At 42.2% G+C, this 11,740-nt stretch carries 11 protein-coding genes; 1 reads left to right on the forward strand and 10 read right to left on the reverse strand.

Annotated elements, in window-relative coordinates; genetic code table 11:
- Window positions 1-8 precede the first annotated feature (8 nt).
- The 8 genes from AC4HAJ_RS06560 to AC4HAJ_RS06595 all read right to left on the reverse strand — a co-directional run bounded on the left by AC4HAJ_RS06560 (window position 9) and on the right by AC4HAJ_RS06595 (window position 8,523).
- On the reverse strand, window positions 9-173 hold the full coding sequence (locus tag AC4HAJ_RS06560; RefSeq protein WP_491079363.1) for a hypothetical protein: 165 nt from the start codon (window positions 171-173) through the stop codon (window positions 9-11).
- 20 nt (window positions 174-193) lie between these two features.
- On the reverse strand, window positions 194-778 hold the full coding sequence (gene cysE, locus AC4HAJ_RS06565; protein WP_491079364.1) for a serine O-acetyltransferase: 585 nt from the start codon (window positions 776-778) through the stop codon (window positions 194-196).
- A gap of 53 nt (window positions 779-831) precedes the next feature.
- The gene (locus AC4HAJ_RS06570; protein WP_491079365.1) at window positions 832-1,572 is read right to left on the reverse strand and encodes an SseB family protein; all 741 of its coding nucleotides are present in this window, start codon (window positions 1,570-1,572) and stop codon (window positions 832-834) included.
- 134 nt (window positions 1,573-1,706) lie between these two features.
- A complete protein-coding gene (gene pnp / locus AC4HAJ_RS06575) occupies window positions 1,707-3,881 on the reverse strand; it encodes a polyribonucleotide nucleotidyltransferase (RefSeq protein ID WP_491079366.1) in 2,175 nt (724 codons plus the stop codon).
- Window positions 3,882-4,054: 173 nt separating this feature from the next.
- Window positions 4,055-4,390 (reverse strand): hypothetical protein, encoded by a 336-nt coding sequence (locus AC4HAJ_RS06580; protein WP_491079367.1) that lies wholly within the window; start codon window positions 4,388-4,390, stop codon window positions 4,055-4,057.
- Window positions 4,391-4,552: 162 nt separating this feature from the next.
- On the reverse strand, window positions 4,553-7,222 hold the full coding sequence (gene adhE / locus AC4HAJ_RS06585; RefSeq protein WP_491079368.1) for a bifunctional acetaldehyde-CoA/alcohol dehydrogenase: 2,670 nt from the start codon (window positions 7,220-7,222) through the stop codon (window positions 4,553-4,555).
- 350 nt (window positions 7,223-7,572) lie between these two features.
- Window positions 7,573-7,827, reverse strand: coding sequence for a hypothetical protein (locus tag AC4HAJ_RS06590; RefSeq protein ID WP_491079369.1), 255 nt, complete (start codon window positions 7,825-7,827; stop codon window positions 7,573-7,575).
- A gap of 450 nt (window positions 7,828-8,277) precedes the next feature.
- A complete protein-coding gene (locus AC4HAJ_RS06595) occupies window positions 8,278-8,523 on the reverse strand; it encodes a hypothetical protein (protein WP_491079370.1) in 246 nt (81 codons plus the stop codon).
- Window positions 8,524-9,166: 643 nt separating this feature from the next.
- On the opposite strand from AC4HAJ_RS06595, the gene AC4HAJ_RS06600 reads away from it, so the two are divergent.
- Window positions 9,167-10,054 carry an LPXTG cell wall anchor domain-containing protein gene (locus AC4HAJ_RS06600; RefSeq protein WP_491079371.1) on the forward strand — a complete coding sequence of 296 codons (888 nt, stop codon included), beginning with the start codon at window positions 9,167-9,169 and terminating at the stop codon, window positions 10,052-10,054.
- 142 nt (window positions 10,055-10,196) lie between these two features.
- On the opposite strand, the gene AC4HAJ_RS06605 is transcribed toward AC4HAJ_RS06600, so the two are convergent.
- The gene (locus AC4HAJ_RS06605; RefSeq protein ID WP_491079372.1) at window positions 10,197-10,385 is read right to left on the reverse strand and encodes a hypothetical protein; all 189 of its coding nucleotides are present in this window, start codon (window positions 10,383-10,385) and stop codon (window positions 10,197-10,199) included.
- A gap of 247 nt (window positions 10,386-10,632) precedes the next feature.
- Window positions 10,633-11,241 (reverse strand): hypothetical protein, encoded by a 609-nt coding sequence (locus tag AC4HAJ_RS06610; protein WP_491079373.1) that lies wholly within the window; start codon window positions 11,239-11,241, stop codon window positions 10,633-10,635.
- Between the last annotated feature and the right edge of the window lie 499 nt (window positions 11,242-11,740).

An 11,740-nucleotide genomic window follows, 5' to 3' on the forward strand; every position in this document is an offset into this window, starting at 1 on the left:
AGTTTCTCCTATTTCTTTCTTTTCTTAACGAGTGGTACTAGCAAGGCAAAGGCTACCAAAAGCCAAACAAGAGATCTGACAAGATGACCGTCCCAAAAGAACTTTCCTGCATAGCCTAGCAACAAGAGGCTAGCTAGTAGGTTAATGCCTTTGGTTTTTAGGAAATTCATCATCGCTATCTTCCTTTCTTATATCAGAGATGAGACGAGTGATAGCTGGCCTCACGTGCTTCTTGAAGGTCTCTGATGGCTTTTTCATCCTTTTGACCGTGCACCCGAACAACCTTGGCTGGGACACCAACAACGGTCACATCATCGGGGACATCTGATAAAACAACTGCAGCAGCACCAACCTTGGCATTACGACCGATCTCAATAGGACCGATGAGTTGGGAATGAGCAGAAATCAGCGCCCCTTCTCGAACTGTGGGGTGACGCTTACCAACGTCCTTACCAGTACCACCTAGGGTGACACCGTGATAGAGCATGGCACCTCGCTCTACTATAGCTGTCTCACCGATGACTAGACCTGAGCCATGATCGATAAAGACACCGCTAGCAATTTGGGCACCAGGGTGGATCTCTATCTGAGTCCAAAAGCGCCAAAACTGGCTGTGCATACGAGCCAGGAGGCGAAAACCATGACGCCAGAGAAAATGCGAGAGCCGATGGGCGGCTAGGGCCTTAATCCCTGGGTAAGTTAAAAGAACCTCTAAGGAAGTTCTGGCAGCAGGATCGTTTTCTTTCACAATATTAATCGAATCTCTCCACCATCCCATAGATAGCTCCTTTCTATGTCCTCATTCTTGCCCAGCCTCTCTTGGTTAGGCATTTAATCTTGCCAAGGAACCAAGGTTTCTGCTGAGCTACCGGGGTCAACAACAATTCCCTTGGTATCACCGACACCACTCTCACCTTGGGCTGGGTGGGCCATCTCATCCATGGTCCAAGCCATTACCATACCCTTAGCCAAGCGGAACTGATAGCCCATCTCACCATCGTTGTACCAGTGCGAGAACTCTGAAATCGAAGTGAAGACAGGAATATAGCTATCCTCCTCGTAATTGAGGGTAGGGTAGCTGCGCTGGTGGTTGCCCTTATCATCGTCAATCACTAAAACTGGTACATAGTGACGGCGCTGCTCAGGCTTTTGCGCAAGGTTATCATCGTTATGTACTTGAGTCAGAATCTTGGTATAGATATTGATCAGCTGAACCATATCACTGCTCTTAAAAATGGTTGAATTGGCAAAGTCACCAGATTTTTTGATGTTAAATATCAGGCCGTGCAAGCGGTGCTCAACAGCTTCCTCTAGCAGATCAATGCTCAAGCGCTCAACCCAATCTTGATCTTTGGCACTAGCGTGCTGCTTGATAAAGTTAGCTAGATCTGACTTGCTGGTGAAAACTGGAATGACTTTTTGACCATCTAGGGCTACAGCATAGGGCTCACGGCTAGCCAATACTGGAATGGTATGAAAACTATTAACCAATCGTAGACCATCCAAAAAATTTTCTGGATTGGCAATAAACTGACGCAGGGCAAAATCTATTTCTGAATTAAATGGATTCATCTCTATCTACTTTCCTTTTCTTCATGGTGTATCTGCTACTGGGAGGCTGGGAAGACTTCAAGACATAAGGCTGCTTATACTCAAACCAGGAGGAGGCCTGCTCAGCCCTTTTTTACAATCAAGTCAGTCGTGAGCTAGGGTTGAGCAGGGTTATTTGACTCGTCATGAGAGTGAGGAGCTGATTGATTAGAGTCCTGCTCTCCTAGGTGGTTAGACTTAGGTAACAAGGCTTTCATAGAAGCGTTGATCCGTCCTCTATCATCGATCTTAATAACCTTAACCGTTACGGTATCTCCTATTTTGAGAACATCTTCTACCTTGTCGGTATGCTCCCAAGAAATCTCGGAGATATGGACCAAGGCATCTGTCTTATCAAAGAGATTGACAAAGGCTCCGAATTTTTCAAGGCGGACAACTCTGGCATCGTAAATTTCGCCGACCTTAGCTTCACGTACCAGAGCAGCGATCATCTGCTTGGCCTGCGTAATGGCATCTTGGTCTGGTGAGAAGATCTGGACTTGACCTTTCTCGTCTATATCAATCTTGACGCCGGTTTCTTCAATAATTTTATCGATGGTCTCGCCACCCTTACCGATTACGACCTTGATTTTATCAGGATCAATCGTCATGATCTCAATTTTAGGAGCTGTTGGAGCCAACTGGGGTCTTGGAGTTGCTATTGTGGCTTCAATCACATCTAGGATCTCTAAGCGTGCTCGCTTGGCTTGAGCCAGAGCTTTTTTGAGGACAGCTGTCGTAATACCTGAAATCTTAATATCCATCTGCAGGGCTGTGATTCCTTTGCGAGTACCAGCCACCTTGAAATCCATATCGCCAAAATGATCCTCTAAGCCTTGAATATCTGTCAGAATAGCATACTGAAGCCCATCAGATACTAAGCCCATAGCAACACCAGCAACAGGTGCTTCGATAGGCACACCGCCAGCCATCAAGGCTAGGGTAGCGGCACAGATCGACGCTTGTGAAGAAGAACCATTGGATTCCAAAACTTCGGACACCAGGCGAATAGCGTAGGGAAAGTCTTCAAAGCTAGGAAGAACCCGGGCTAAAGCACGTTCCCCTAGAGCCCCATGACCGATTTCCCGTCTTCCTGGTGCACCGTATCGTCCAGTCTCTCCTACTGAGTACTGGGGAAAATTATAATGGTGCAAGAAGCGCTTATGATACTCAGGATCCAAGCCATCTACAATCTTACTCTCACTAATAGGGGCTAGGGTCAGCACCGACAGTGCCTGAGTTTGTCCGCGGGTAAAGAGACCTGAACCGTGGACACGTGGCAAGAAATCAATACTGGCTTCTAGCGGACGAATTTCCTCCAGACGGCGACCATCAGGACGGATTTTTTCCTCAATGATGAGGCGACGCACCTCGTCATGCTCCAGATCATCAAGGATTTTGGCGACCATCTCAAGTTTGTTATCCTTATCTTCATCTTGGGTCCAGCGCTTATCAAAACTGTCCAAAACTACTTTTTTAAGGGCCTCCATAGCCTTTTGACGCTCTTTTTTATCTGAAATTTTGAGGGCGTTTTTCATCTCAGGAAGGGAGATAGAAGCGATCGTTTGCTTCAATTCTGGATCTAGAACTTCTAATGCCACCTCAGTCTTAGGCTTACCAGCGTGAGCCACGATCTGCTCTTGGATACTGACCAGTTCTTTGATGGCACCATGCCCATAAAGCAGAGCTTCGAGCATGACTTCCTCTGATAGTTGGCTGGCTCCTGACTCGACCATGTTGATGGCTTCCTTGGTTCCTGCAAGGGTCAGATCCAGCTGGGATAGGGCTTTTTGGGCTGGTGTCGGATTGAGAATAAACTCACCATTGATATAGCCGACTTGAACACCTGCAATCGGACCATTGAAGGGAATATCTGAAATGGACAAGGCTAAGGACGAGCCAAGCATAGCCGCCATAGGGGCACTGGCTTCTGGATCATATGAGAGAACGGTATTGATGACTTGGACCTCGTGACGAAAGCCTTGGTCAAACATGGGGCGGATAGGACGATCGATAAGACGTGCGGTCAAGATCGCTTCGGTTGAAGGCCGTCCCTCACGTTTCATGAATCCACCTGGTAGCTTACCGGCTGCATACATCTTCTCTTCATAGTTGACCTGCAGGGGGAAGAAGTCTGTTTTTGCTGGTTCTTTAGACATGACTGCTGTACTTAATACTGTCGTATCACCATAACGAATGACAACAGCACCATTGCTCTGCTTAGCAACCTGACCAATTTCTACGACCAATCTTTTACCTGCTAAAGTCATTTGGAAGGTTTGTTTTGCCATCGGACCACCTTTTCTATCATTGGATTTAGATTGACTCTATTCTATCACAAAAGGCCCTTCCTGATAAGCCTGGCAGCATAGTTATTTGGGCTTTGCCTCAGAAAGTCTAGCTAGCAAAAATCCCAAGCGCTCTAGGTAAGCACTTGGGATTATCATTTGACTAATGGCTGGAATTAGACATGGTTTAAAATCTGGGCAAAGAGATAGAGAAAAAGCCAGAAAACGAGCAAAAGTCCTAGGCCTGACAGCCCCGCCTGAATGCGGTGCCCCCTACTAGGGTTTCCAGGTAGACCAATACCAAATAAGGTAGGACCTAGTAAGAAAAAGCCATAGAAAATAGCATCTACCTTTAGCTGCAGTGCCACAAAAGACAGGACAAATATGAGTAGGCCCATTAGTAAAAGCCATCTCGTCTGGCGGTGGGGCAAACGCAGGGCTAACCCGATAAAGAGACAGCCCAGTACAGGCATGAGCAGGATTAAACCAAAAATAAGATTGAATAATGACATAGCATTATTATAGCATAGAGCTCCTAGAGAGTCCCTGATAGAGTCGACGACTCCTACTACAGGGAATTTTGGGTCACTGAAATGAGTGGATGATCGTGGAGCAAAACGCACCCCTTAATGATAGGAGTGCGCTATATTTGTCTAGGCTCTACTTTTCAACGATTAAAACTGATCAATAAGGAGCTGCCTCATATCTGAGATATAGGGCTGGCGAGGGTTGGCAGGGGTGCATTGATCATCGTAGGCTAGACTAGCTAGACGGTCAAGCGCTGCATCGAAGTCTTTTTGACTCACTCCATTAGCAGAGAGACGAGGATCAACATCTACGGCCTTCATAAGCTCATCAATGCGTTGGCAGAGGGCCTCAACCAGGTCAGCATCTGATTGGCCTTTGAGTCCCAAAGCACGAGCAATATCAGCATAATCTTTTTGCGCACGGTATTGCTCATAGCGTGGGTAAACAGAACGCTTCACATTACCAGCAACGCCATTAAAGCGGATAACGTGCTGCATGGCGATAGCGATCGCTAAGCCGTGCGGAAGCCCAAACTCACCACCTGTCTTGTGAGCCAGGGAATGATTGATCCCAAGGAAGGCATTTCCAAAGGCCATCCCAGCTATGGTCGATGCGTAGTGCATATTTTCTTTGGCTTGCTCACCACGAAGTGTTGGATGGGCAGGATCATAATGATAGGCGTCCTCTAAATTTTCCATGATCAATTTGATAGCTTCTAGAGACCATGGACGGGTGAAGTCAGATGCCATGACTGAGACATAAGACTCTAGGGCATGGGACAGGGCATCTAATCCAGAGAGAGCCGCTGTGCGTTTAGGAACAGTCATGACAAACTCAGGATCAACGATAGCCACTTGTGGTACCAGCTCATAGTCGGCCAGAGGGTATTTCACATGGGTCAGGTCGTCAGTAATAACGGCAAAAGGAGTCACTTCAGCACCTGTACCAGACGTTGTTGGGATACAAAAGAGGCGGGTCTGTCTTTGATGTTTAAACTTGACGATTCTTTTGCGGATATCGATAAATTTTTGTTGCAATTCTAAGAAGAAATCACTAACTTCATCATAGGAATCCAGCCAAGCACTGTCTCGATCCAGTGAAACTTCGTAAATGAGGCGGGCAATTTTGGAGGCGTCAATGGCAGATCCACCACCGATTGCAATAACGGTATCAGGCTTGAAATCACGCATTTGCTTGGCAATCTCGATGGTTTGTCCAAGAGTTGGATCAGGCTTGATTGTTCCATAGACAGCAGTCATCACTTTTTCATCACGCAGAGCGAGCTGAGCGAGAACGGTATCGACAAAGCCAAACTGAACCATTCCAGGGTCTGCCACAATCAGGGCTCGACTCATTGGTTCATAGTCATCTTGTAAGTAAGAAATTGCATTTTTTTCGTAGTAAGTTTTTTCTGGTAGGCGCACCCATTGTGGACGATTACGACGCTTAGCCACCGTTTTGACATTGAGGAGGTCGCCAGTTGATAGATTGTGTGACAATGAATTTTTCCCCCATGATCCTGTTCCAAGTGTTAAGCTGGCCTTGAGCGCATCGGTGTAGATGTCACCGATACCACCGATAGAATCCGGTTGGTTGACAAGGATACGAGAGGCTTTGACACGGTCCCCATACTCAGCAACGAAGGGATCGGCTTGCGATCCAATCTGAATAGCCGCATTGTGACCTGCGCCTTCATGCTCAAGGAGCGCCTCTACAATAGCAATCCCATCTTCACGGTCCTTAGCCTTATAAACAGACAAGAGTGGAGAGAGTTTTTCTGAAGAGAGTTTTTCTCCGATATTTTTTGCCTCTAGCTCAAATAAAAGGACATCCTTACCTTCTGGCAAGTCAAGGCCTGCTCGCTCACAGATCCAGCGAGCTGACATACCTGCAACAGGGCCGTTGACCCCGCCTTTGTCATTAAAGACAGTTTCTTCTAGCTTTTTGTAATCCTTTTTAGGGACTAGGTAGGCACCTTTTTCTTGCATCTTCTTGAGCCAGTCGTCATAAATGGCGGCTTCTACGACAGCAGAATTTTCTGTTGCACAGATCATACCATTGTCAAAGCGCTTAGACATGAGCAGGTCTTCAACAGCCCGATCCAAATGTGCGGTCGCATCCACATAAACCGCACCATTACCAGCCCCAACTCCCATAGAGGGGTTACCAGAGCGAAGGGCGGCATTAACCATACCAGGCCCACCTGTCGCAAGAATAGAAGCGATATGAGGATTGGTAATCAAGGCATTAGTATTAGCGATTGAGGGAGTCTCGATCCATTGGATAATATTCTCTGGCGCCCCTGCCTTGATCGCAGCATCATAGAGAATCCTAGCGGCATGACTCGAGCACTGTTGAGCGCCTGGATGAAAGGCAAAGACGATGGCATTGCGGGTCTTTAGAGCTACCAAGATCTTAAACATGGTCGTCGAGGTTGGATTTGTCGTTGGGACGATACCCGCAATCACACCTAGAGGAGCTGCGATTTTAACCTGACCTTTGACCTTATCCTCATCAATGATACCAACCGTCTTTTCATTTTTGATGAGCTCATAGATATTTTCCGTCGCAAAGTGATTCTTGATGTCCTTATCTTCTACAATACCACGCTTGGTCTCAGCGACAGCCTCTTTGGCCAACTCAAGCGAGCGCTCAGAACCCGCCAGAGCCATAGCTGCAACAATCTGGTCAACTTTTTCTTGGGTATAATTGGCGAAAATTTTTTCTGCTTCTAGGGCTTTATCAACCAAGCCAGCTGTATAAACTTGTGCTTCTTCCTCAGCCGTCATAGTCTCTACCTTTGTATCCTTTGCCATAGGAAACTCCTCCATTTTAAGCGGTTATCTATCAGATCATCTCTATAGAAGAAATACTGTAGCCGTTTATCATTTTGTATTTGTGATTTTTTTCACGATATTAGTATATTATATTTCTGGACCACTGTCAATAGATAATGTGAATTTTTTCACTTATTAAAGTATAAGGAGGACATCAACTATTGAGGGAATTAAAAAGCAGATCTTCCCAGAGTTAAAGGAGAGATCTGCTCTCAGAAAATAATTTAAGGATGCTATCAATCTTGAGATGGGACTGGAGGTTCAAAACTAATCAACTCATTCTTTCCATAGATCTTATAAGAAAGGAAAATTATCAACTGCTAAAGACTTCATGATAAGAAATCTTGGTCTTCAAATAGGACATGCTCTTTTAAAGATGGCTTATGAGAGGCTAGTAGCATCGCACTTACTATTATAAGTCCTGTAAGAACAACCTTAAAAACAACCGTCCACGTAAGATATCGGGTCAAGCCACCAATGAACAAGGTCACTATAGCAGCCAAGCCAATTCCTATAAAGAAATAGTCAAAAATTCTCTCATAATCTTTATCATAATCAGCTTTATCATTTTCTTGTTTGAGCATCAATTATCTCCTTCTAAATTCATCATAACTGACTCTGCAAGCCACTTACTCTATTACTTCTAAAGGCTTCCTCCGATCTGCTCAGGGAGGTTAGGTCGTTAGTCCTATTATAGGCTTCTACTAGTTGAGATTCAAGTTAGAAGAGTATTTTTCTGTATCAAACAAATAAAATTATGACTGTAAAGTGGTTAAGTTATCCAACAATAAACACTACTGTTAATCTATCGAGCCTAGAAAACAAAAGATGATACCTGTTACAAAACAAGTATCATCTAAATGAATAGATAGAAAATAATCCAAAGAAGGGATTACATTTATCTGTAGTCAAAATTGCAGGGTAAGCTATTGCAAATGATTTACTCTATCATTAGCTTGCGTTCCTCAACAATATCACTACACCACTAATATTATCAAAATACCTTCAGATTATTTTTTATAATAAAAAATAATTTAATGAGAGGTCACTATATCAATAACTCGAGATATAGTTTCAAAATCAATAACAGCTTTGCCTTTTTTAATACTTGTTAAGGAGTACTCCTTGTATTCGTCTTGGTCGGATACAACTACTGTAGCAGCGGAATTTACGTTATAATACTGAGCTAATTTTTTCCCTCGCTTGCTACTGATATCGATAAAATAGATACTTTCTTTGTCCTCTGAAGAAATGTGCTCTAACAGATAAGGTACGGCCACTTTACAACGTTTACACCCATATCTATAAAAAAATAAGATCTTTTTTCCCTTGGAATTCTTAGATAATAGTTTCATTGCGGTGTCATCCCTAAAAAGTAACCGATCAGAATTCAAGAGTATATTCGTCTGTACAGTTCTATAATGAGATATTCGTGTTGTCAAAAGGGTAGCACATAGATAGAAGGAAATCACACAAGATGCCAATAATAAAAGATAGCGATAAGAGACCCTTGCTTTTAGTGCATATATACTAAGAACCATTAATAATATAATTGAGAATGAACTGATCATTACCGAAGGATGCCATAAGATCCGCCCATTAATATTTAACGAATAGATGCTACCAATCAACAAAAATAGCAGCATTATAATAAATACAAGTAAATAACTCTTATAACTTCGTGTCATATCACACTCCTAAAAATTAAGGCATCAAAGGCCAATAATAAGCATCCGGTTCACTATTCTAATGTAACTCGTCAGCAATCTAGTGCCATTAACTCTAGTTTATTAAATAATATCTAAGAAAACAAGTTTTAGTTAGATAACGTCCTCAATGAAGTAGAACTTTTTATAATAAAGAGTTCTACTCATATTTTAAGCTATACTAAAGTAGTTATCATAAAGAAAGGATATTTACAGTATGTCAAAATCATTTTTCACTCGTAAATCAAGTCTCTTATTATCCGCTAGTATCTTGGGATTAGCACTCACCACATCTACCCCGGCTAGTGCAGAAACATTGTCTGCACCTTCTGTTCGACTTCCTAAACATTTTATCAAATCTATTAACTCTCTGGTAACAGCTACTGCATCAGCTGACGATCAAGTAGATGTACCTGATAGCGACACAGAAACACCCGATAATAACCAAGAAGCTCCGCAAGAAAATCAACCCGATGATGGCAATTCTGATCAGTCAGAATCTGATTCTAATTCATCATCCGAAGCCGAGCAGCCTAATTCTGACGATAGTGTGCCGTCATCCGAAGCACCTGATTCTAGTGATCCATCTGAGGAGACCCAGCCATCATCTGAAGAATCTGACTCTAATGATAGTTCTTCATCAGAAGAAACTCAGCCACCATCTGATAATTCGGTACCTTCCGACGGTACCGATGCTCCAGATCAAGGATCTGAATCTGGATCACAAGCAGGTGATTCTGATGATTCCTCCTCACAAAAAGGATCTGATGGCTCAGCAGACAAGGGAAAATCAGAGTCAGATTCCTCATCATCTGATGAAAAAGAAGCTCCAAGCAGTGGTACAGATGTCCCTAACCAAAGTGGGAAAGATTCATCTGATCCAAAGAATTCTAAATCGTCAGATAAACAAGATTCTGGTGATGCGGAAAAATCATCTAAAAATCACTCTGCACCGTCAGATAAAGCTAACTCATCAAATAATAAGGCAAATACTTTACCTAAAACAGGTGAAGCAAAAACGCCTCTCACAGTATACGCCGCTATTGTATCTGCGCTAAGTGCTGCAGTGATCTTTATTAAAAAATTTCCTATAAAAAAATCATAATCCATTGTAATAGATGAGGTTGGATCAACATTTTCCAGCTTCGTCTATTTTTGTTGATGATAGAACAAAAGTTATGATTAATCAATAGCTTACAAATATAGAAAAACACCCCTTGAAGGGGTGTAAAATTGATAAACGCAACTCATTCTTCTTTGTTGATCTCCACACGATTTTTCATCATCCTATGATAAAGTTCTGGACGCAATTGCTTTAATCGTTCAGGCTCGATCATTGCAAACTTTCGGCCATCAACTTCGTGAATCTCTACACCAAGTTCTTTAGCCAGATGACTATCATGCAAAACAAGCATGCCTTTTTCTTTGTTTTTCATGTTCCCTATCTTCCTTCTACCTCCTAACTGGTCGGTCCATCTTCTTTTTCATGATTTTCAATCTATTCCAGTCTATCTATTCATTATAAATTTTACACTTTTTTCGACTAGATTGTTTTTATTATACCATATTTATGTTCAGCAGCTCTGATGGTTACTCATCGCATGGTTAGGTAGGCAAGTGAGGAAATGATTTTATAGCTAGTTACTAATTGTTATCTAATTCTCGGCGCCATTAACTCATACATTAGTCTGCAGTGAATCTAACTTGCTGTTCTTTTTCATCAATTTTCATCATATACTTACCATTACTATAGCGTACGTCTGTACTTGATAAACAACTTCTAATAAGACTAGAGCTACGAGGAATGGTGATATCAATCTTTTGTTCGATTTCCGATAAAGATAGCTGCTGGATCTCATCTGAGAAAAATTGCTTCAACAGAGAAATATCATGAGCGTATTCAGAAAAGAATTCAGCTGGTTCTTTGAGTAGATTTTGATATTGGAGATAAGAATAGTGTCCCAAAATAGTTTCAACCTTTTGATTAAATCCCTTGGTAGTCAATCCCTCTTCTACTATCAGAAAATCAAAGTATAAAATGCGATTTGCTAGTAGAAAAATATCTTCAATCTCTTCCTGTAAGAAGCCATCTCTCTTTAGTAGTGATCTGATCTGTCTTTTGGCATAATAGGGTTTCAAATCAAACTGAATACAGATATTATGTAGACTTACCCCAGCTACCATTTCATCGATGATAGATACAACCATGTCATCATTTGTCGACTTCTTGTAAACATTTAGAGAGTTTTCTATACTTTCTAAGCTGATCACTTTAATGTTATCTTGAGACATATTTCTTTTTCCTTCTAGGCAATCCAAAATTTCTTTTCTTTTATTAGAATTTATGTTGTTCCATTACTTTTTTAGCTGAAACATTTTCTTCCCTTTAAATGACCTAATATTTTCACTCGTTTGTGGAAATACTATGGTTTAACTCAAAAAAATTGTTTATTAATCAATTCTTTATCCCAGTATTATTTAAAAGGAAGACTTCAGATTGACGATACATCAAAGGAGCACTCACGACTAGAACTCCCCATTTTTCGGGGAATCTTGATGATATGCCAATTGTGGGAGATATCCATCCTATATATTAAGTTATCCTTAAGAATCATCAACCAGAAACAGGGTAACATTATTTGTAGCATTTGTAAATATTTTTTAATGACACATTGTCAAGTCAAGTGCAACAAGTTCGTGGATAGACTAGGATCCCATTGATTAGGCTGTTTGGGCTAGCCCAAACAGAAATTTTGCTGTTTTGTAATGATGAAGTCGTCTAGGTCTCTCG

The organism is Streptococcus sp. ALY_211 (assembly GCF_058314555.1).